This window comes from Alicyclobacillus sp. SO9, assembly GCF_016406125.1.
GTDB lineage: Bacteria > Bacillota > Bacilli > Alicyclobacillales > Alicyclobacillaceae > SO9.
Map to the genome: position 1 here is coordinate 4,721,465 of NZ_CP066339.1, position 22,567 is coordinate 4,744,031.

Annotated in this window: 13 protein-coding genes and 3 rRNA genes; 6 read left to right on the top strand and 10 right to left on the bottom strand. The window is 51.6% G+C overall.

The features are described from left to right. Window position 1: 1 nt before the first annotated feature. Together GI364_RS22070 and GI364_RS22075 are read right to left on the bottom strand one after the other, a co-directional pair. Window positions 2–529, bottom strand: a complete 528-nt coding sequence (locus GI364_RS22070; RefSeq protein WP_198851325.1) for a protein-arginine kinase activator protein McsA — start codon at window positions 527–529, stop codon at window positions 2–4. 170 nt (window positions 530–699) lie between these two features. Beyond that, complete coding sequence (locus tag GI364_RS22075) at window positions 700–1,188, bottom strand: CtsR family transcriptional regulator (RefSeq protein WP_198851326.1); 489 nt, start codon at window positions 1,186–1,188, stop codon at window positions 700–702. A 547-nt stretch (window positions 1,189–1,735) separates the two neighbouring features. On the opposite strand from GI364_RS22075, the gene GI364_RS22080 reads away from it, so the two are divergent. Beyond that, window positions 1,736–2,305 (top strand): TetR/AcrR family transcriptional regulator, encoded by a 570-nt coding sequence (locus GI364_RS22080; protein ID WP_198851327.1) that lies wholly within the window; start codon window positions 1,736–1,738, stop codon window positions 2,303–2,305. Window positions 2,306–3,584: 1,279 nt separating this feature from the next. On the opposite strand, the gene rrf is transcribed toward GI364_RS22080, so the two are convergent. From rrf to GI364_RS25185, 4 genes are all read right to left on the bottom strand, one after another. Then, window positions 3,585–3,701, bottom strand: a 5S ribosomal RNA gene (gene rrf, locus GI364_RS22085). Window positions 3,702–3,827: 126 nt separating this feature from the next. Beyond that, window positions 3,828–6,787 (bottom strand): 23S ribosomal RNA (locus GI364_RS22090). A gap of 410 nt (window positions 6,788–7,197) precedes the next feature. After that, window positions 7,198–8,744 (bottom strand): 16S ribosomal RNA (locus tag GI364_RS22095). Together the 16S, 23S and 5S rRNA genes form the textbook arrangement of a ribosomal RNA operon. Before the next feature lie 440 nt (window positions 8,745–9,184). Continuing rightward, window positions 9,185–9,313 (bottom strand): hypothetical protein, encoded by a 129-nt coding sequence (locus tag GI364_RS25185; RefSeq protein WP_255524511.1) that lies wholly within the window; start codon window positions 9,311–9,313, stop codon window positions 9,185–9,187. 505 nt (window positions 9,314–9,818) lie between these two features. Here GI364_RS25185 and GI364_RS22100 point away from each other — a divergent pair. Then, window positions 9,819–11,609: a M3 family oligoendopeptidase gene (locus GI364_RS22100; protein ID WP_198851328.1), complete on the top strand. Its 1,791-nt coding sequence runs from the start codon at window positions 9,819–9,821 to the stop codon at window positions 11,607–11,609. 200 nt (window positions 11,610–11,809) lie between these two features. Here GI364_RS22100 and GI364_RS22105 read toward each other — a convergent pair whose 3' ends face one another. Together GI364_RS22105 and GI364_RS25190 are read right to left on the bottom strand one after the other, a co-directional pair. Next, entirely contained in the window at window positions 11,810–14,095 is a 2,286-nt protein-coding gene (locus GI364_RS22105) for an FUSC family protein (RefSeq protein ID WP_198851329.1), read from the bottom strand. A 53-nt stretch (window positions 14,096–14,148) separates the two neighbouring features. Beyond that, the gene (locus GI364_RS25190; protein ID WP_255524512.1) at window positions 14,149–14,283 is read right to left on the bottom strand and encodes a hypothetical protein; all 135 of its coding nucleotides are present in this window, start codon (window positions 14,281–14,283) and stop codon (window positions 14,149–14,151) included. 457 nt (window positions 14,284–14,740) lie between these two features. Between GI364_RS25190 and GI364_RS22110 the strand changes: the two genes are divergently transcribed. From GI364_RS22110 to GI364_RS22125, 4 genes are all read left to right on the top strand, one after another. After that, window positions 14,741–15,280, top strand: coding sequence for an RNA polymerase sigma factor (locus GI364_RS22110; protein ID WP_198851330.1), 540 nt, complete (start codon window positions 14,741–14,743; stop codon window positions 15,278–15,280). Next, a complete protein-coding gene (locus GI364_RS22115; protein ID WP_198851331.1) occupies window positions 15,252–17,141 on the top strand; it encodes a hypothetical protein in 1,890 nt (629 codons plus the stop codon). Before GI364_RS22110 ends, GI364_RS22115 begins: the two co-directional genes overlap by 29 nt. A 224-nt stretch (window positions 17,142–17,365) precedes the next feature. Further along, a complete protein-coding gene (locus GI364_RS22120; RefSeq protein ID WP_198851332.1) occupies window positions 17,366–18,688 on the top strand; it encodes an ATP-binding protein in 1,323 nt (440 codons plus the stop codon). 180 nt (window positions 18,689–18,868) lie between these two features. After that, window positions 18,869–20,080, top strand: a complete 1,212-nt coding sequence (locus tag GI364_RS22125; protein ID WP_198851333.1) for an MFS transporter — start codon at window positions 18,869–18,871, stop codon at window positions 20,078–20,080. Between the two features lie 48 nt (window positions 20,081–20,128). Here GI364_RS22125 and GI364_RS22130 read toward each other — a convergent pair whose 3' ends face one another. Continuing rightward, a complete protein-coding gene (locus tag GI364_RS22130; RefSeq protein ID WP_198851334.1) occupies window positions 20,129–21,034 on the bottom strand; it encodes an EamA family transporter in 906 nt (301 codons plus the stop codon). A 222-nt stretch (window positions 21,035–21,256) separates the two neighbouring features. Then, window positions 21,257–22,549, bottom strand: a complete 1,293-nt coding sequence (purD, locus tag GI364_RS22135; RefSeq protein WP_198851335.1) for a phosphoribosylamine--glycine ligase — start codon at window positions 22,547–22,549, stop codon at window positions 21,257–21,259. Window positions 22,550–22,567 lie beyond the last annotated feature (18 nt).

Below are 22,567 nucleotides of genomic sequence, written 5' to 3' on the forward strand. Positions count from 1 at the left end.
ATTATTCCCCCTCCCCGTGCCGATCCGTCTGCTGTTCCAATTCTCGAATCTCATCTCGAAGTTTTGCTGCCTCTTCAAACTGTTCCTGCATGACCGATTGTTTCAGTTCCTTCCTTAATATATCCAACTTCTTTCTCAACTTTAACCGCTCGCCCGACTGCACCGGTATCTTTCCGGTGTGCTCAGTGCTGCTTTGAATTCTCCGCAGCAACGGCTCCAGTCTGGTAGAGAAACTGTTGTAGCACTCAGGACAACCAAACCGTCCGATTTCAGTAAACTGGTTGTAAGTCATGCCGCAGTTTTCGCATCGGACCGCCGTCGTCGATGGCGTAGAAAAGCCAGGAGATGACTCCATGTTCAACAACCCGCTCAACAACTGGTTGAAGTTAAATCCCTGTGCGGCCTGTGAGAACAGTTTCCCCTGCTCTTTGGCACAGGTCTCGCACAAGTGGTATGCACTCTTTTCACCATTTACAATTTTCGTTAAGTATACGGTCGCTTCCCGTTGTTGGCACCGTTCACACAACAACTACGACACCCCCTAGATTGGTCGCTTAAGAAGGTCAGGACGAGGAGTAGGACTGCCTGCGACACTCCATTTCATCGACTCCCCATCCAGCGTTCTTCTGCTTAGTCTGACTACCTGGTCTGACTACCTGATCTGACTCCCTGGTCTGACTCCCTAGTCTGACTCATTGGTCACTCATCTGAGCCCGGCGGCTGTATCATCATTGTTGACAACTGTATCAACACCTGAGTCAAAATCCGGGCACGGACTTCATCCCGTAACGGCAGGTCTAACCGAAGGACATCGCGGTGAATGGCAGATTGGACGATTATCATTTCACGCTCTGAAATCAGTTCTTCCCTAAACAACCGCTCAATCAAACCTTCTGCTTCCCTCTGTGAAACCCTTTCTCCAATTCCCTTGGCTAGCAGCAACAGCGGCCGAGTTTTCTCAAGCTCCAATCGCCGAATACGGATGTAACCGCCGCCGCCGCGTTTAGATTCCACAATATAACCGTGATCGATCGAAAAGCGAGTACTGATGACATAGTTGATTTGCGACGGAACACATTGAAAAACGTCCGCCAATTCGCTTCGCTGCAGTTCCACCATGCCAGAAGGGCTTTCGTCCAGGATGCGCTTCAGGTGTTGTTCAATGATGTCTGATATGCTATTTCCCAATCGATTCCCTCCCTTCCCACAGAGCACCACACGGACCTATGATGCGCTTACTCTGAACACAAACAGAGCGTTCCCTCGGTGCTATGATGTGACAACAGCCTGTACGTAGGTCATGCTCCGCGAGTCTTTGTTCGCATTTTGGCTCACCTTAAAGAGGCACAGGCATAACCCCAGAGCGCTGCATACACCCGGTGGCACGGTGTGAGAAATGCTGCCTCAGGCTGCGTGACGAGTTGCGGATGCGTTACCACCTCGGGCTGTTTGACGAGTTGAGGCTGCTTTGCCACCTCAGATTGTTTGACTTTGACTAATCTTGACTTTATTATATCCTACTGAAATAAATTTGCAAAGAGGTCTGTACCAAACCTCCCCGATGTAACTCCTCACCATACATACACATCATCCCTGACAGGAATCAAACGACCGGTCGTTGACCTTGCCAGGAAAGCAGGATAAACTGCTCTTAAAGCAGACAGATGAATCAGAGTTTAGAGCACTAAACGCGAAACGGTTGCTGATTTCGTCGATATAGAAAGGAATTGAATCAATGGCTTCGAACAAGCAGACCGAAATTGCACTTGCCGCTGTCAAATTATTTGAGCAAAAGGGCTACCATGCTACATCTGTTCAGGATATTGCAGATGAGGTTGGATTGCAAAAGGGCAGTCTCTACCACTATATTCACTCGAAGGAAGACCTGCTGCTGCACATTGCTCACGAAGCAATTTCAGAATTCAACCAACGCTTGGAACGCATCTTGAATTCGGATATCCCAGCTGAAGAGAAGGTCATTCAAGCCATTGAGAATCACATAACAGTCTCTGTTTCCAACTTGCAAACCACTACCGTATTGCTGCGTGAAGCTTTTTCACTCGGTGAACCTCAACATCAAGTCATTCAAGATTTGACTGACAGGTATCTGGAATTATGGACGGAAATTATCCGCCAAGGCAAAGAAGACGGAGAATTCTCTACCAGTCAATCCCGGGTAACGGCACTAGCCCTGCTCGGTGCGTGCAACTGGGTGTATCGTTGGTTCAAACCGGATGGCAAACTTACTGCAGAAGAAGTTTCGAGGGAATTTAGCCAAGTTTTCCTTCACGGCCTGTTGAAGTGATATAAGGGGCAGGGGGCAGCGCAGCACAGGGATGCGCCAGGGGGCTGCGGCTGTCGGCTCCAGGGCCAGGGGGCTCGGGGGCTCCGGCTGTCGGCGCATGGGCATCCAACCGGGGGCCGGCTGTCGGCGCCAGGGCATCCAACCGGGGGCCAGCTGTCGGCGCATGGGCATCCAACCGGGGGCCAGCTGTCGGCGCCAGGGCAAATAGAGATCCGAGAAGCGCTTATTCGCCGCAACGGAGGCCCAATGGAGCAAATAAGCGCTTCAGACGAGCTTATTTGCTGTTCAGACCCCATTTTCAGCGGTTTTCCGGCCTTTAAGCACTTCTCAGGAGCTTATTTTGTACTCGGCGATAGGCATGTTCCAAATAAGCACTTGTGGGATCTCTATTTTCTGCACCCCTCCCCCTCATCGGGTCTTTGGACACAGTTCGGCCACAGCTGAGGCATGTCACCGGGCTGTTTGTGTCCGCCTTGTGAACACAACGACGCCAGGGACCATGTTTTGGCACACTCGCCCCTCTTTTGCCCTCAAGCAGACACAATTCCGCCATAAACATCAACTCTACTTCCATGCATTCAGGAACTTCAGACAGTAAATAAACGGGTGTCCCCGTTTATCTTCCTTCTCCTCTTTCTCTCTGTGTTCATTCCTTTCATAGACACGGTTGCACACGACTGTGCAAGAGCGGCGGGTTCACGTACAGGGCAGTAGGGCGGCTGGGGACTCCTGCTGTCGGCCCCAGGGCCAAATAGAGATCCGAGAAGCGCTTATTCGCCGAAACGGAGGCCCAAGAGAGCAAATAGGCGCTTCAGACGAGCTTATTTGCTGTTCAGACCCCATTTTCGTTGGTTTTCCGGCCCTTAAGCACTTCTCAGGAGCTTATTTTGTACACGGCGATAGCCACGTTCCAAATAAGCACTTGTGGGATCTCTATTTTCTGCACCCCTCCCCCTCATCGGGTCTTTGGACACAGTTCCGCCACATCTGAGGCATGTCAACGGGCTGTTTGTGTCCGCCTTGTGAACACAACGTCGCCAGGGAACATGTTTTGGCACTGCCCCCCCCTCTTTTGCCCTCAAGCAGACACAATTCCGCCATAAACGCCAGCTCTGCTTCCATGCATTCAAGGAACTTCAGACGGTAAATAAACGGGTATCCCCGTTTATCTTCCTTCTCCTCTTTCTCTCTTTGTCGGTTCCTCCACTTGTACCTACAGTCACACACGAAAAGACGCTGCACCACATCGGGTGCAACGCCTCTCTCTTCCTGCTCTCTCGCCTGGCAATGTCCTACTTTCCCAGGAGCTCGCGCTCCAAGTATCATCGGCGCTGGAGGTCTTAACGGACGTGTTCGGGATGGGTACGCGTGTGGCCCCTCCGCTCTCGTCACCAGACTGGGAGATGAAGGGCGTGTGCTTCGTTCGTGCTGCGCAAGCCACTGCGCACACACCCTTCATTCCCCTATGTAATTGGTACCTCTTCTTCCCAGATAGCGAGTCGTCTGTCGTTTCCCTGTTCCTCTGGTGAAGCCCTCGACCGATTCGTATCCGTCAGCTCCACGTATCACTACGCTTCCACTCCGGACCGATCTACCTCGTCTTCTTCAAGGGGTCTTACTCCATAAATGGATGGGACACGTTATCTTGAGGGGGGCTTCGCGCTTAGATGCTTTCAGCGCTTATCCCTTCCAGACTTAGCTACCCAGCTATGCTCTTGGCAGAACAACTGGGACACCAGCGGTCTGTTCATCCCGGTCCTCTCGTACTAAGGACGATTCCTCTCACGTATCCTGCGCCCGCGGCAGATAGGGACCGAACTGTCTCACGACGTTCTGAACCCAGCTCGCGTACCGCTTTAATGGGCGAACAGCCCAACCCTTGGGACCGACTTCAGCCCCAGGATGCGATGAGCCGACATCGAGGTGCCAAACCTCCCCGTCGATGTGAACTCTTGGGGGAGATCAGCCTGTTATCCCCGGGGTAGCTTTTATCCGTTGAGCGACGGCCCTTCCACTCGGGGCCGCCGGGTCACTAAGCCCGACTTTCGTCCCTGCTCGACCTGTCCGTCTCGCAGTCAAGCTCCCTTTTGCCTTTACACGCACTGCGCGATTTCCATCCGCGCTGAGGGAACCTTTGGGCGCCTCCGTTACCTTTTTGGAGGCGACCGCCCCAGTCAAACTGCCCGCCTGACACTGTCCCCACGCCAGTTTCATGGCGCCAGGTTAGAAGATTGGCATCTCAAGGGTGGTATCCCAACACCGACTCCACATTGGCTTGCGCCCCTGCTTCTCTGTCTCCCACCTATCCTGTACATGACATACCCATCTCCCATATCAAGCTGCAGTCAAGCTCCACGGGGTCTTTCCGTCTAGCCGCGGGTAACCTGCATCTTCACAGGTATTACAATTTCACCGGGTCTCTCGTTGAGACAGCGCCCAAGTCGTTGCGCCTTTCGTGCGGGTCGGAACTTACCCGACAAGGAATTTCGCTACCTTAGGACCGTTATAGTTACGGCCGCCGTTTACTGGGGCTTCAATTCAGACCTTCGGGTTGCCCCTAAGCCCTCCTCTTAACCTTCCAGCACCGGGCAGGCGTCAGCCCCTATACTTCGCCTTTCGGCTTGGCAGAGACCTGTGTTTTTGATAAACAGTCGCTTGGGCCTTTTCACTGCGGCTCATCTCTCGATGAGCGCCCCTTCTCCCGAAGTTACGGGGCCATTTTGCCGAGTTCCTTAACGAGAGTTTTCCCGCGCGCCTTCGTGTTCTCCACGCGCCCACCTGTGTCGGTTTTCGGTACGGGCACTCCTTTCCTCACTAGAGGCTTTTCTCGGCAGTGTGATCCTCAGGACTTCGGTACTGTTCTTCCCTCCCCATCACAGCTTGAAGTTACCAGAACCGGGATTTGCCTCGATTCCCCTCTTGCTGCTTGGACGGCCTCTTCCATCCGGCCGCTTCCCTGGACCTCCTGCGTCACCCCTTCGCTCAAACAGTCTGGAGTGGTACTGGAATTTCCACCAGTTGTCCTTCGACTACGCCTTTCGGCCTCGCCTTAGGTCCCGACTAACCCTGGGCGGACGATCCTTCCCCAGGAACCCTTGGGCTTTCGGCGGACAAGATTCTCACTTGTCTTTTCGCTACTTATACCGGCATTCTCACTTCCATGACCTCCACCAAGCCTCTCAGCTCAACTTCGCCGCTCATGGAACGCTCCCCTACCACGCACATCTCTGTGCATCCAAAGCTTCGGTGTCCAGTTTAGCCCCGTTACATTTTCCGCGCAGCGTCACTCGACCAGTGAGCTATTACGCACTCTTTCAATGGTGGCTGCTTCTAAGCCAACATCCTGGTTGTCTGTGCACCGCCACATCGTTTCCCACTGAACTGGTACTTTGGGACCTTAGCTGTTGGTCTGGGCTGTTTCCCTTTTGACCACGGATCTTAGCATTCGTAGTCTGACTGCCCGGGTTAATATTGCGGCATTCGGAGTTTGACTGAGCTTGGTAACCCTGGACGGGCCCCGCACCCAATCAGTGCTCTACCTCCGCAACTCATCCCCGGACGCTAGCCCTAAAGCTATTTCGGGGAGAACCAGCTATCTCCGAGTTCGATTGGAATTTCTCCCCTACCCCCAGTTCATCCCCTGGCTTTTCAACGCCAGTGGGTTCGGGCCTCCATGCGGTGTTACCCGCACTTCACCCTGACCAGGGGTAGATCACCCGGTTTCGGGTCGAGGACTGCCAACTTATCGCCCTTTTCAGACTCGCTTTCGCTTCGGCTCCGGCTTCTCACCTTAACCTTGCTCGCCGCCCTCACTCGCCGGTTCATTCTACAAAAGGCACGCCGTCACACCTCTATGGATGCTTCGACTGATTGTAGGCACACGGTTTCAGGTTCTCTTTCACTCCGCTCCCGCGGTGCTTTTCACCTTTCCCTCACGGTACTCATCACTATCGGTCGCCAGGGAGTATTTAGCCTTAGGAGGTGGTCCTCCCAGATTCCCACGGGGTTTCTCGTGTCCCGCGGTACTTGGGGTCATGCGACAAAGTCGCGTCCGTTTCGAGTACGGGGCTCTCACCCTCTTCGACAGGCCTTCCCAGACCTTTCCTCTACGAACATCGTTTTCTCACTCTGTGAACCGGTTGCAGCCCGTTCTTCGCTTGCCCCGCTACCCCGTCTACGCATCCCCTGCAAGGTTTCCCGCGTATCCGGTTTAGGCTCTTCCGCTTTCGCTCGCCACTACTGACGGAATCACTCTTGTTTTCTCTTCCTCGGGGTACTGAGATGTTTCAGTTCTCCCGGTTGCCTCTACAGACCTATGGATTCAGCCTGCAGTCCTGGCCCATCACGACCAGGGGGTTCCCCCATTCGGACATCCACGGATCAAGGCTCGCTTACAGCTCCCCGTGGCATTTCGGTGTTCGCCCCGTCCTTCTTCGGCTCCTGGCGCCTAGGCATCCCCCGTGCGCCCTTTCTACCTTCACCATCACAATACCCATTCTCCTTCGCACTACTGCGTCACACCGCTCCTGCGTTGCTCACGTACCCTAAAGTACGCTCGCTGCCGCCCTCGCACTGTTCCTTGTATTACTCGAAGACTGTGCATTGTACGTTTATTCACTATCACTTTCATTCACATCCCTGTGAACGAAGTGCAGTTACCCATTTCTTACTTGTGAACAGGAAAATTCACTTCTCGCTATCTGGTTGTCAAGGTACACACCTCTGTGTCCAAAGACACAAAAGTTGAAGATACACTTCCCTGCATTCCTGCAGGCAGGGCACCTTCAAAACTAAACACACTCACTAACTCCAGTTTCCACAATGGGACTTGCAGTTAGTTCAGAGACGCTTGCGTTCTGACAGACTCTCGCGGTCTGTCTAGTACTCCATAGAAAGGAGGTGATCCAGCCGCACCTTCCGATACGGCTACCTTGTTACGACTTCACCCCAATCATCAGCCCCACCTTCGGCGGCTAGTCCCCCTAAGGGTTACCCCACCGACTTCGGGTGTTGCCAACTCTCGTGGTGTGACGGGCGGTGTGTACAAGGCCCGGGAACGGATTCACCGCGGCATGCTGATCCGCGATTACTAGCAATTCCGGCTTCATGCAGGCGGGTTGCAGCCTGCAATCCGAACTACGAACGGTTTTCTGGGTTTTGCTCCACCTCGCGGTCTCGCTTCCCTTTGTTCCGCCCATTGTAGCACGTGTGTTGCCCAGGACATAAAGGGCATGATGATTTGACGTCATCCCCACCTTCCTCCGACTTGCGTCGGCTGTCACCTGTGAGTCCCCATCTTTACATGCTGGTAACACAGATTAAGGGTTGCGCTCGTTGCGGGACTTAACCCAACATCTCACGACACGAGCTGACGACAACCATGCACCACCTGTCTCCCCTGCCCCGAAGGGAAGGTGTATCTCTACACCGGTCAGGGGGATGTCAAGCCCTGGTAAGGTTCTTCGCGTTGCTTCGAATTAAACCACATGCTCCACTGCTTGTGCGGGCCCCCGTCAATTCCTTTGAGTTTCAGTCTTGCGACCGTACTCCCCAGGCGGAGTGCTTATTGGGTTTCCTTCGGCACTGAGGGCGGTAACCCCCAACACCTAGCACTCATCGTTTACGGCGTGGACTACCAGGGTATCTAATCCTGTTCGCTCCCCACGCTTTCGTGCCTCAGCGTCAGTCACTGTCCAGCAAGGCGCCTTCGCCACTGGTATTCCTCCACATCTCTACGCATTTCACCGCTACACGTGGAATTCCCCTTGCCTCTCCAGTACTCAAGCCTCACAGTTTCCAAGGCATTCTCAGGGTTGAGCCCTGAGTTTTCACCCCAGACTTACAAGGCCGCCTACGCACGCTTTACGCCCAGTGATTCCGGACAACGCTTGCCCCCTACGTATTACCGCGGCTGCTGGCACGTAGTTAGCCGGGGCTTCCTCTTCCGGTACCGTCTCGACAGGAGCATTCCCTCTCCTGTCCGCTCTTCCCGATTGACTGAGCTTTACAACCCGAAGGCCTTCTTCGCTCACGCGGCGTTGCTCCGTCAGGCTTTCGCCCATTGCGGAAGATTCCCTACTGCTGCCTCCCGTAGGAGTCTGGGCCGTGTCTCAGTCCCAGTGTGGCCGGTCACCCTCTCAGGTCGGCTACGCATCGTTGCCTTGGTAGGCCGTTACCCCACCAACTAGCTAATGCGCCGCGGGCTCCTCTGTCAGTACTGCCGTAGCAGCTTTCAAAGCAGGAAGATGCCTTCCCGCTGTCTATCCGGCATTAGCACCCGTTTCCGGATGTTATTCCAGTCTGACAGGCAGATTGCCCACGTGTTACTCACCCGTCCGCCGCTAACCTCTGGGAGCAAGCTCCCAGAGGTCCGCTCGACTTGCATGTATTAGGCACGCCGCCAGCGTTCGTCCTGAGCCAGGATCAAACTCTCAAATTTGGTCTTACATATATCCTGTACTGCTCTTCTCTCAAAGAACAGACGAAGCTCATTTCTTACACAAGCGTCTCTTTCGTGTGTTTAGTTTTCAAGGAACCCTTTGCTTCAAATCCCGATGAACCATTCTGCTGTCAATCCACTGGGTTGGCGGTCTGCATTTCTCCGCTCATCCACTTGTCAATCTCGGCTGAATCATCCCGCCTGAAGTCTTTCATGATGTCTGAAAAATGCTGTTATGGCGCGGGTTTTAAAGGCTTTGTTGTCCGGCCCGCTCTCGCGGCGACATCGACTAATATACCACGCCCAGAAGTCTTCGTCAAATGTTTTTATACACTTTTTTCAGTTCCAAATTCTGAGCCTTATTCAGGTGTGCATCAGACGTCTGGCAAGAAAGGTAAAATGGGTTGTCTCTAGTTACCTGATGGTCGGAAGGTCAGTGCTTATTGCAGGGCCGTCACCGGCTTGGCCGAGCCGGGCGGCTCCATCTCCATCTCCATCTCCATCTCCATCTCCATCTCCATCTCCATCTCCATCTCCATCTCCATCTCCATCTCCATCTCCATCTCCATCTCCATCTCCCTGTCTTTTCACGAGCAATTTGATTGAGAATTAACTAGTGCTCTGATAGTGTTAGGTGGTATCGTTTTCACTTCCTATCAAGCAGCAGACTCGCAATTTTCGCCTTTGTGTTCACCTAACTACATAATTGGAACAAAACGAGTCTCTTGTTCGAAGGCAGACCTCAAGCGTGGAGTCTAAATGTGTTAGGCACGGACTGCGAGCTTGAACCAGAGAGCTTGAACCAGAGAGCTTGAACCAGAGAGCTTGAACCAGAGAGCATGACCGGGCAACGTGACCTGTTTGAGCGCCACGATTGAACTGGAACAGGTGAACTACGACCGATGAGACGCAGCGGCGGGAGCGCACGCGAGCGAGGCGCACGCCCAAAAGGCGAGACTTGGGATCACGAACTTGCACATCGCACGACGCATGACCCAATCGACCGTCAAAGAGCGATGGTCCGCCACAGTCTGAGTGCAGCATGATTTGTCGACAAAGAAGGGAGACAGGACAATGGGATTAAACCAAACATGGAATATGGATTTGATTTTTGCAGGCGGAAGTCATTCTGAGTCGTATGAAAAGTTCCTCAAGGAATTGGAGTCCAATCTGGGAGGTTTTCAAGCGGAGATTGAAAAACTGGGGTCCGACGCAACGGCCCTCCCGCAATGGAACAGTGTGCTTCAGCAATTCAATAGTATAGACGCACGCTTTGGAGAGGCGTTTGCGTTTGTCGAATGTCTTACTGCGCAAGATGTCCGTGATACAAAGGCAAGTGCCCTTGAAGACCGAATGATGCAATCACGAGCGGTCTATGAAAATGCATTAAATAGCCTGGACGCAAAGTTGCTCGAGTTAAAAGGCGACGTCTGGGATGAATTGCTACAGCAGCCGGCGGTTAGTCCCATTCAAGAGGCAATCGTAGAACGGCGAACATTAGCTGCTGAGAAACTGGATGTCGGACGCGAGAGCCTTATTTCCGACTTGAGTGTAGACGGGTACCACGCCTGGGGCAGCATGTACAGTACATTGGTTGGCAAACTGAAAATTCCGGTGACAAAGGACGGAGAGACTGTTCAAATGTCTGCTGGACAGGCAGCCAATCAACTAACCGATAAAAACCGTGACTTCCGCGAAGAGGTTTTTGCCAACTGGGAGGAAGCTTGGGGCAATCAAGAAGACTTGTTTGCAAGGACTTTGAATCATTTGGCGGGATCACGTTTAGCCGTCTACAAACAACGCAACTGGCCCTCGGTCTTGCAGGAACCGCTCGAAGTGAACCGGATGTCTGAGCAGACCTTGAACACCATGTGGAAGGTAATTTCAGAAAACAAGGCACCTTTTGCAGAATTTCTGAAACGCAAGGCGCAACTGTACGGCGTTGAGAAGCCCACCTGGAGCGATGTGGAAGCTCCGGTCGGAGATATTGACAAAAGCTTCACCTACGATGAAGCTCGAGACTTCATTGTAGAGCACTTCAGCAAATTTAACCCGGACTTGGCAGAATTTGCAAACGTCGCCTTTGAAAATCGCTGGATTGAGGCGGAAGACCGAGACTTCAAGCGCCCTGGAGGCTTCTGCACCAGCTTTCCGCTGTCCGAACAATCAAGAATTTTCCTTACTTTTTCAGGAACGCTGTCTAATGTTGCCACCATTGCTCATGAGTTGGGACACGCCTACCACCAATATGTGATGAAGGGTATGCCGCAATTAGTGACGCATTATGCAATGAACGTGGCAGAAACAGCATCTACATTTGCGGAAATGATTGTGGCGGATGCAGCTTTGAAGGCAGCAGATAGTGATGAGGAGCGGATCCACCTGCTGGCAGACAAGTTAGAGCGAAGTGTTGCCTTCTACATGAACATTCACAGCCGTTTCTTATTTGAGACCCGTTTCTATGAAGCAAGAAAGCAGGGTTTTGTGGATGCTGCAGCGCTGAACAAGCTGATGGTGGATGCACAAAAAGAAGCTTTTGCAGATGTACTGGGTGAATACCACCCTCATTTTTGGGCGGCAAAACTGCATTTTCACATCACTGACGTACCGTTCTATAATTTCCCTTATACGTTCGGTTACATGTTCAGTACGGGTATCTACGCGCGGGCGCTTGCAGAAGGCCCCTCGTTTGCAGACAAATATGTAGCCCTGTTGCGGGATACTGGTCGGATGCAGGTCGAAGACTTGGCTCAGAAACACCTTGGCGTCGATTTGACAAAACCCGACTTCTGGAAGCAAGCCATCGATTTGGGCATTCAGGACGTCAATGAGTTTCTGCGTCTCACAGACCCCTCATCTCACTGAACTGCCGCCAAACAATTCTCAATTGAGCAGGCTGGCCGACTGGAAAATTCAACATCCGGCCAGCTTAATCAAACTTCAGGTCCGGCCAGCTAGATTTAACTTCAGGTCCAGCCAGAAGGAGCCCTCACGAGTCCAATCAACACTGGCTGGACTTTGACATTGATTCACGCTTGTGACACTCCAAGTGAACAAATCCGCAGCTATAGCGGATCGGAAGGGGAAGTCTCCAAGTCGTAAAGGAGGCCGCGTAGGTGTAGGAGGCGGCGAATTACGGGATCGGAAGACAGGTCATTAATTTGCGACTGAACACAGATACCCCAAATAGATTCTGTCTCCAAGAGTGTCTGGCGGCGTGCAGACGCTGACTCTGCCTGGACACTAGCCCTTGGTCTCTTATGACTACTACAGGCCTGTGCATATTGTGCAGTGGACTCTGCCAACTCATCGAACACCGCAGCCAGTTGTTCCCCTTCTTGCAACAACCCATTGCTCCATTGTCTATCTCTCAAATGTTCATCGCGAAGGGCAGCCGCGACAGATCGTACACTGGTTGCCAGCGCAGCATACAACGCCAGTCTGTGCCGTACCCGCGGACTGTAGCCCCAAATGACCGGTCGCGTCAGCGGTTTTGCAACAAGTGCAAGTTGCCGCAAATGATTGTCAAGCGCGAGGGACTGGGCATCAAGATTCACGCCTGAGTCTCCATTCGAGTCTCCATTCGAGTCTCCATTCGAGTCTCCATTCGAGTCTCCATTCGAGTCTTTGGTTAATACAGTGCTGGCACGCAGTTTAGCGGCTGCGGCTTGGAGAAACACACTGAGATCACGCAAAAAGTTGTTTCGGGCGGCTCTGACGGTATCCCGAGTAGACAGAGGCACGACGGCAACAGCCACAATGAACCCCATTAGTGCGCCAATTGCTGTCTCCTCCAGTCTGAGAACGAGAAGACCGGTGGAGAACTCATGAAGAATTGTATAGAGCTGACCGATGACGATGGTGATAAAGAATATCATGTAGGCATAGGACACGCGAATCAGGTAGAGCCCAAGAAAAATCGAAGTGACAACCACAACCAGGACTAACAGAGTGTGACCAGCTGTTACCTCTGCAATCGCGATGGAGGCAAACAGACCTACGAGGGTACCGATAACCCTGTTGAGCCCCTTAATAAAACTTTCGGTGCGAGTTGCGGTCCCTGTAAACATAATGAAAGCCGCTATGACTGCCCAATAGTACCTGACAGGTGACAGCTCTCGCCCTGCCAGAATGGCGAGTCCCCCTGCAATGGCAACCTGAACCGCCTGCCGTAAAGTCAAATCCAGGCGTGCCAGCGGATTCCAACGTCTCCCGACAGCGGGAACGTTTTGGGCTAGTGCGGGCGATCCGGGCAGATTCCCCATAAACAGCCCGACCACTGGCTTAAACTCGTCGACACGGACTACCACCCCGTTGTTTTCCTGATTCGCATCTGAGCTTTCATATACTTTCTCCAACCCAATTTCAGCAAGTTCCAACGCCGCTTGGGCAAATCCCTCTGCTGAATACTGCTCCTGCAATTCAACCTCACCGTTCACAATAACTTGCTCTAATTGTCGGGCTGTCTTGACTGCTGCCTCATCGTTTCGATTTGCCAAGTGTCCCGCCGTTGTTGCTGCCAATCGCTTTACTTCCAAACTGCCGTCTACCAATGCTTCCGCAGAAACCGCCAACCTATCCAATACCTGTTGCGCATCCAACACTCGCCGGCGCAATGCGGGAGCCGAATAGTCAACCGGGAGTGCTCCAGGCTCAGCCGACCATCCTTCTATCATCAATGCGGCCTCAGAAAGTTGAACTTGACGGGCACGGAGTCGCTTCAGAAGCTTTTGTCGCTGGTGCATTTTGTCCTGGTCTGGAACATGAAGCAAGAGGTTCTCTGATGCTTTGGCTACTGCACGCGCCCTGGAATCAAACGCCTTTCGAGTTCTGAGCAAAGCTCGCGATGGGTTTGCCCGGAGTACTGTTGCAGATAACAGCAGAATCCAGATAGTTGCTACAATCAGAGTAATAAACAGACCCGGCAAGGCCGACAAGCTGGCCTTCATAAACGAAGCAAAGAAGTAGCCCATCCAACCCATAAATCCGTAGAAAAAGAAGGGAACGCCAAATCGACGAACTGCAACAGCTGCAAACATGACAATCACAAAGATTATCAACATCAGGTCTGTATTATGGTTGACAAGCGTTCCAGCAGACAAACCGATGCCAATAGCAACCGGAAAAAACGCGGAAATACGAACCTTGCCCCAGGTGCTGTCGTTACCGGCTAGCGCCATCATCCCCATCATGGCCAATACGGCTCCAAACAGCATTGAAACGACTGTCCCCTTGGGTCCAGCGTGGACGAGTTTGGCAAACCCGTATTCCACACCGAGGGTACTGGCGACACCGATGGCCGCTGAGGCCGCCGTGTGGAGGCGAGTCAAGCCGGGATCGGATGCGAACACCCTTTCCCACATCTCTCTGAACAGTCGGAGCGGGGATGAATTGTAAGGTTTCGTCATCGTTGCTTGAGATCGGCCAACGAAGCCATCCGTTCATGGACAGTTGAAGCATCTGCTTTCCGTGAAATAACAAGGGGTTTGGTTACAATTGAATCGTCTATCACCAGAAGGGCTGCCTTTTGTAAATTCATGCTAATTCCGCCTTTCTATCATTTGTACAAGCGTCTGCACTTTTGCTCACACCTGCCAACGGGCAAGTTGAGAATCTATCCATCTGATTATCGTATCAGATTCTCTAGTTAGACAAAAAAGTGAACGCGCATCCCTTAGACTCGATACTCCGTTTAGTCAGCCATCAGAAAGTGGATTAGCCATAGAAAATATATCCTTTTTCAGCATACTTAACACATCAAAATACACTTGCCTCCCCCGTTGGGGGAGACTTTAGCCTTTAGGTGAAGGTGATGCAAATACTGTGGGACATTATGGTTCGCTTAAATCCTGAGAAAATGGACGGCCCATCCCAGGCTCAGCACTTAATGATTGAAGGCTTGCGCTGGCGTCTTCGTCAACCTAAATAGAAGATCGTTACAATTTGTAAGAAAACCGCCGTTCATTGCGTCTGTATTTATGAGAGGGGGAAACCGGATGTCCGTCGATGTATCCAGCCTCGAATCCTGGTATCGCAATTACGCTGACGACGTGTACACGTTCTTGGCGTACTTCCTCACCAATCACGATGTCGACGACCTCGTCCAGGAAACATTTGCCCGAGGCCTCCGAGGCATTCGGACCTATGACGGAGCCGCTTCCCCCAAAACTTGGCTGATGCGAATTGCCCATAACGTAGCCATCGATCACGTTCGTCGACACCACCCCGCCCTCCTCTCCGACGACCTCATTGAATCCATGGCAGGAACTGAACCCGACGTGTCAGAGACAGTCATTGGGAGAGATGAGGCTGAGCAGATGCTGACGTATCTAGCGTCCATCAAACGGGCGTACCGCCAAGTGGTTGTGCTGCGCACAATTCTTGACTACTCGATTCGAGATACAGCTGCTGTGCTTGGATGGTCTGAGAGCAAGGTGAGTGTCACCTACCACAGAGCACTGAAAGCCCTGCGCCATCGACTCCAGCGAACGGAGGTAAGATACGGCGATGAAGAAGATGAAGAAAAGGTTTACTGAACGCGATGCGGAAGCACATCTGCGCAGAATTCCGAGACTCCGGCTGGATAGGAAGCGCAAGAACGAAATTATGCAGCGCACACTGTATCAGGTGCACAACGATTCCTTCTCGAACCAGAGCAACGGTTCACACCAACACCAACACCAACGCCAGGACCAGGACCGCCCCCAAAACCAGCCCAGCAAAAAGAGGCCATGGGGGCCCATTTCAGCTACGGTCGCCGCATTCTTGTTGCTTGGTGCAGGCCTTCTGTATGCCAATGCCAAGTTAGGCGGTGGTTCGACTGCACACCGTCATGTCCAAACAAGTACCCCCAGTGAAAACAAACCAAACGACTGGATGACCAACGTACAAAAACGGCGTCTCGTTGCCCAAGCAGTAGCCAACATGTACCATGGGAAGCCACCCAAGTCAGCCTCCGGCGACCTCGGGATGCAAAGTGTTCCCATCGTCTCTATGTCTCCCGCCAAAGACGGCTCGGGGCAGAATGCGTACCAAGTCAAGCTAAAGGGAACCTTTACGCACAATCAGCTTGCGGCTCCATACCTATCATTCATGACGACCGCAGGCGGGAGCAAAGTCTGGGACATCAAAGCGATGGCAAGTTCTTCACAGCCGCAGTGGACACTGACGAAAACGCTGCAGTCCAAGTTCAGGCAGTTCGTGTACTCCGGGGGAAACAAAAACTGGACGGGTCTGTACAGACAGGCAAGCGTCAATCTCTCGTTGGAGAATTCAGCTACAGAAGAGACACAACTTGGGTCCAGCCATCGGAGTAAGGGGATGATTTGGTACACCGGCTCTGGCCCCGTTCCAAAGGTCAGTGCTTACAGCGTGAAAGGAGACTCGGGTTCAATAAGTGCACGGGGCAAAGGTGAAGGGTCCATACTTCAGCCCACGCCGGAGATCTCATTATCACTATCAGGGCTCGGCATGGACCTTCCTTCCAACAGTGTTCACGTTTCTATCACAGCAAATGGTCACAAGGAGACATTCCTGCTCCGCGATGTGACACAGAAAGACGCCAAACCTATTCCAATGATGAAGGTCGTCAGCATCAAGCCGCAAAAAGGGGGCCTCCTGATTCGTGTACAGCGTAAGACACACCCTGTCAAGGTCGCCATTGACTCTAAGGAGACCCAGGATGGAAACGGATCGAACGGCCCAGAGGCCTCGTTCATTATCCGCGATGCGAAGGCGGCTAACAGCTCTGTCCTCAATTTCGCAACATTCAACCGCCAAAGCGGCCAATTCATCCGTTCTATTTCAGTGAAACCCCAGGGCCGCAATCTTCTGGTTCAACTAAAATTGAAAAGCCCTGTGAACACGCTGAACACTGGTGCAACAGGACAGTACCTGGGAGTTGCACTGCAAAACCAGCCCGCCTCAATTGCTACAGTCTTTCACGGTAACCCTCCCTCCGTCGGCAAGTTGCCTGGGTGGTTTGTCACGGATATGCTCTTCGCGGGCTACTATGAGGGCACGCCGATGAAACCTGTCACCTACAGCCAGATGTTGCCGCGAAAATCCGAGGGCAAGTTCTTATTATCCTCACCGTTGGATCCGAAAGCCAATCCAGGTGAATCCGTCACATATACTTCCTATTATGGGGCAGTTCCTCTTTTTGGCACCATCAAGAAATTCACAGCCAAGGGAGCCTCTGTACCCGCTTCGAAAGTTCACACCGGATATGTAAAAGAGGTCAAAAACGGGAAAACAGTGAAGGTGAAAGCAACGCTGTTTGACATGACACCCAACTGGGGATTCGGGTTTGCCAACAAACAGGTCATCGTCTACAGCCAACACAGGGGTTTTTACACCTACACGGTGTATCCCGTGCCAACGATGTTTGCCCACTAGTTTGGCCACTAATGGGGATGGATTCGAAATCTTCAATTTGATAGTCTGTAACTCCTTGAATTTCCGGCTCGGATTTACTATTATTATGTGCACAGTTCGTGTCGTAACTACTTCGCACCCTCCCTCGACACAAGTACATTCTGCTATCTTTATGTGTTTAATAGCCAACTGCATAGAGCGTGATAGAAGTAATGATCAGTACTTTTGGGGTGGAGGCATGATATTTGGACAGAGTCTTACGCGGCATCAGTATTAACCGAGATTTCAAGGTGGAAAACGGCGCTCACATATTGTATCTGTTTCAGCAGCAAACATCCTACCTGGAAAATTTGGTGTCATATGTTACAGACGGGCTCGCATTGGGACATATTGTTGTCGTCGTGGATAGTACTAAAGCCTACAATCAATTGGTGAAACGTCTGTCGATTCAGTTTTCAGAAGAAAACCTACAGTACGTCTTCTTCGAAAACAATGAACAGTTTTACAATACTCACGAGGACTTTCACGCAGAGTCCATTGTCAAACACTTCGGTCAGTTTATGGCTTCTTTACCGGAATCAAGCCATGCTGTTCTAACGTGGGCTCACGTTATTTGGAGAAAGCAACCAGACATTTTGACGAAAATAGATGAGTTCGAGCAAATTGCGGATAAGAGTGTGAAGGGTCAGCGTTTGGTGTCTGTCTGCGCATATGACGGAGGAGAAATGGACGCTAATTTACTCGTAAAGCTGCAACGGAGTCACGATTATTTCATGACGGATAAAGAGTTGATTCGCTCGCCGCTTTACGCCTCAAGTAGAGCTAAATTCCCCTCACTGTCCGTACAGTCTAAGATTGAATCCGAACTAGACCTGTATAAATCGAAACTCGACTTTGCACATGTGGTCTCCCACGAAGTCCGCAATCCTTTAACTATCATAGATGGGTACGCAAAAATGATTCGAACAGACGAGCACAACCTCAGTCCGGACAGCATCAACAAACTTGATGCCATAGGATACTACGTTGACGTTATTGACCAGGAACTGACTAACATTATTGAAACAGAACGAGTCCTGTCTGAAGAACTGTATATGAAGCTGGAGCCGATTGAGCCATTGGGAACGGTTCATCACGTTATTGAGCTTATGAAGGTGAAAAGCATTGTCCAAAATATAGATTTCCACTGGACCGTAGATGCCCATGAACAACATCTGATGCTGGCTAACCCCATGGGGCTTCGTCTAATATTGTCGAATGTAATCAGCAATGCAATTAAATACACGGAAACAGGAGGACGTGTGGAGTTTGACACAAGCATTAACAACAATCAAATTCGATTTACCGTTCGTGACAATGGGGTAGGCATGTCTGTCCAGCAATTAAATCGCTTGTATCAAAAGTACGCAAAGCTCAATGACAGTGAAAGCGGCCAGGGAATAGGACTTTACGTGGTAAAGAATCTGACCAATCGCTTTAACGGACAAATTATTTTCACGAGTGAAGTGGGTCTTGGTACGACTGTAACGATTGATTTCCCTCTCCTGCACCGCAAGGACTCCTCGTAAAATGCACTTTGTACCCACTGCTTACCTGCAGCAATTGAAATCCAAATAACTCTGCCGCTCTGCGGCCATGAGTAGCAAGTCAGACTAAAGTCTGATGGGCATTCAGGACTTGGGCTGAGGCCTTTTCATGGAACTCCCTCCATAATGAGAATCATCTGAAGACTCTTGGGGGTGACTGCCTTGCGCTCTGTCCAATGGTCAGCACTGTTTCTTGGCCGTTTTGGGTCAATGTTGGGTAATTGGATTCTAAATGCCAGTGGATCAGTTATTATCTACGAATGGACCCATAATGTGGTATACATTGCCCTTTACAACATCTGCAATCAACTGCCAAGTCTGATCATTGGGTCTTGGATTGGATTTTGGGTACAAAAGATAAAACCGCAATTTTTGATGGTTGGAGCGGATATCCTTAGAGCAGTCTTACTTATCCTACCTATTGTTTTCAAAACGGGGTGGGTATTTTTACTGTGTGTCTTTCTTATTACCGCGGTGGGGTATCTGTTTCTCACTGGACAATCTGAACTGTTCTCAAGCATTGCCGGCGACAGACGGGATGAGCTCTGGTCAGGGTTTTCCCTCTTACATAGTATTTCTGTTATCGTCGGCCCAATTATTGCACTGCTCGCCCTAAAATCACCCTCGACCGCGCTGCCATTGTGGCTCGATGCAGTGTCATTTCTCGTTTCTGCTGCGGCAGTCTTGTCGGTGTGGAACATTCCATATTCGTCTCCAAAAAGTCCTTCTCACCCCGCGCTCAAATCTAACGTGTTCAAGGAAATGACGATTAGCATACAGCAACTGAAGGACTATCCAGACAAGTGGAATGTTGTTATCCTGAGCCTGTTCATTGGTATATTTCTAGGGGTCCTGCCTGTGATTACAATCCCCTTCATGACTCAGCAGCAAATCCGTGTTTCATCTTATCCACTACTTGCGGCTATGCAAGGCGCTGCGGGAATTATCGCATCTTTTGCTTCCTTCAGCAGACTCCGTCATAACGACGCTCTCCTGTACTCTTTCGCAGCCCTTATCGCAGTTCTCGGGAGTGGATTCTTCTTGGCAAAATCACTCTTGCTGCTAATGACCTTCTATTTCTTCTTGTATCTGTCCATCTCGTTTATTGATGTAGTTCTGGAACAACGCCTGAATCAAGCAGAGCGACATCGAGGAGCAATTGTCACCACCGTTGCGGCTCTTGACAATGCTGTCAGTCTCACCTTAATGTTGTTGACTGCCATTTTACTTCACGTTTGGGGTGATGCTGACGTCCTGCACGTTGCATTGCCCGTTTTGGGCGGTATTACACTCATAGCGATTCTCATTATGTGGCGTCGAGCATCCTTTTCATCGCATTCTGATTCTTCCGCTCACCCTTTCTCACACCGCTGACAGTGGGAGCCCTCGCAACCGGAAATCTCACGCACAGCAACCGTCCTGTCAGTCGCGGGCTCTACGCTTACTTCCTGCCAGCTCACTGACAATCATGCCAAGTAAAATAAGCACGACACCGAACCAGCGCAGCGGCGTCACGTGTTCCCCGAGCAACAAGTAGGCTGCTACTACTGCAACAGGGAGTTCCATACTGCCTAAGACCCCTGCCATGCGTCCGCCGATTTTGGGAATTGCCACGAGCATCAACAGCAAGGGAAACACTTGGCTTGACAAAGCCACCAGCAGTCCCCAGAACCACAAGCCGTGCCACAAGGTCCCTGACCACAAATACGTGGGCCGAAACGGAATAGCTATGAATAGCATGGCGGCAAAAACCGTTACTCCGGATCGAAAAATAGGCGATCCCGTTTCTTCCACATAGCTTGATGCATACAACACCGTTGCGTACCCTAATCCTCCCAGCAATCCCATCACAATGGCCCACACTGGCATTTGGTTTGAACGCAGACCGTAGACGCCAACCGCCAAGACTGTGCCAACCAGAATAGCAGCCAGTCCAATCCACTTTTCCCAAGTAGGCAGCTTCCGAGTCACAATGATGTCAATCAGCAGGACCATCCACGTGAATTGAAACAGGAGCACAATGCCAAGCGAAGCCGGCAAGACTGTCAGTGCCTGATAGTACCCATAGCTTGTCAGTGCACTCCCAAACCCGACGAAGGCTAGGAGCAGCCACTGCTTTGCAGACATTCGTACTGGAGGCTTCTTACCAAGGGCAAGCCGAACCAGCCAGATGACTAGAAGGACGACCAGTGCAATACTGTACTGTGCATTAGTGACATCCTGTACATCAAATCCTGCTCTATACGAAAACTTCATAATAGGTGATGTCAATCCGAAGCAAGTGGCGGCCAAAAGCATAAAGAATGCGTAAAGAACAGTTCGCTGCACGAGTATTTCTCCTTAAGAAAATAGATTTATGAAAGCACGATTTTAGGAACTTCCTAACGTTTCCTGTCGAGATAACAAGTATTCAAGTTTCGACCTTTTCTGTGAAAAAGTCAAAATAAAAAAGAGCCGAGCAGGTCTCGACCCTTGTCAGACTTGAATTTCACACGTTGCAACAACCAGTCTTTGCTTGGAACTTAGATCTGTACCCGTTCCATTGCAACGCTACTTCTCTCCAATGTCAGACCGCATCTGCATACCCTCAAAGGATATACAATCAACTGCATCATACGCAATTCTTCTGGCTGTGTCCAGATTTTCACCGCGTGCACAGACGGTCAGAACCCGTCCTCCTGCTGTCATAAGCGTGGTGCCGTCCAGTTTGGTGCCTGCATGGAAACACACCGTGTGTTGCGGAAGTTCTTTACTAAAATGAATCTCTTGGCCTGTCTTCGCAGATTTCGGATAGCCAGGAGTGGCCATTACAACGCAGACAGCCGACTCATCATGCCACTCCAACACGGTGTCGCTGAGACTGTCGTGTGCCGCGGCCCAAAGAATGTCCAGTACATCGGATTGCAGCAGGGGGAGGACCACTTCGGCTTCGGGATCGCCGAAACGGACATTGAATTCTATTACCTGAGGTCCGGACTCGGTCAACATTAGACCTACATACAGGACGCCGCGAAAGGGGATTTCATGCTCCTGCAGCCAGTTCATCACAGGCTGAACAATAGTCTCGCTCACCTGCTGCTGCAAACCGGTTGTATCGACGCCTGGGATGGGAGCAAAAGCACCCATTCCACCTGTGTTGGGGCCTGTGTCTCCCTCTCCCAACCGCTTGTGATCCTGCGCTGGCAGCATCGGCACAAAGGTATTCTTGTCCACGAAATACATCAGCGACGCTTCGCTTCCAGTCAATGCTGCTTCCACCACGACCCGGGCCCCGGCCTCTCCAAACTGATGGTGCGTCATGATATTGTCGATGGCACCCTCGGCCTCAGCCTCTGTCTGCGCCACCACTACACCTTTACCAGCGGCCAATCCGTCCGCTTTGATAACGATGGGAGCTCCTTGTGCCCGAACATAGTCCTTCGCATCCTCGGCACGTTCGAACACCTTGTATGCTGCCGTGGGAACACCTGCTTCCGCCATGACTTGCTTAGCGAACGCCTTGGAGGTTTCCAACTGTGCTCCATTCTGACTTGGGCCAAAGACAGGAATTCCGGCTGCAAGCAGTTCATCTGCCAGACCTTGTGCCAGAGGTGCCTCCGGACCCACAACAACCAAGTGGACAGCCTGAGACTTCGCAAAGCCAATCAGCCCCGAAATGTCGTTGGCTTGGATGTCGACGCACTCTGCGACATCACGGATGCCAGGGTTGCCTGGTGCCGCAAACAACACTGGCTTATGACGGCTCTGCGCGAGTTTCCATGCGAGTGCATGTTCCCGTGCACCGCCGCCCACCACCAACACCTTTGGGTTCTGCGGCAAATCTGCTTTACTGGTACTGGTCATTCTCTTGCCTCCAGTCAT

Excerpts from the sequence above, each read along its gene's own strand:
- GI364_RS22080 (WP_198851327.1), top strand. The coding sequence starts at position 1,736 with ATGGCTTCGAACAAGCAGACCGAAATTGCACTTGCCGCTGTCAAATTA.
- GI364_RS25185 (WP_255524511.1), bottom strand. The coding sequence starts at position 9,313 with ATGGAGATGGAGATGGAGATGGAGATGGAGATGGAGATGGAGATGGAG.
- GI364_RS22100 (WP_198851328.1), top strand. The coding sequence starts at position 9,819 with ATGGGATTAAACCAAACATGGAATATGGATTTGATTTTTGCAGGCGGA.
- GI364_RS25190 (WP_255524512.1), bottom strand. The coding sequence starts at position 14,283 with ATGAATTTACAAAAGGCAGCCCTTCTGGTGATAGACGATTCAATTGTA.
- GI364_RS22110 (WP_198851330.1), top strand. The coding sequence starts at position 14,741 with ATGTCCGTCGATGTATCCAGCCTCGAATCCTGGTATCGCAATTACGCT.
- GI364_RS22115 (WP_198851331.1), top strand. The coding sequence starts at position 15,252 with ATGAAGAAGATGAAGAAAAGGTTTACTGAACGCGATGCGGAAGCACAT.
- purD (WP_198851335.1), bottom strand. The coding sequence starts at position 22,549 with ATGACCAGTACCAGTAAAGCAGATTTGCCGCAGAACCCAAAGGTGTTG.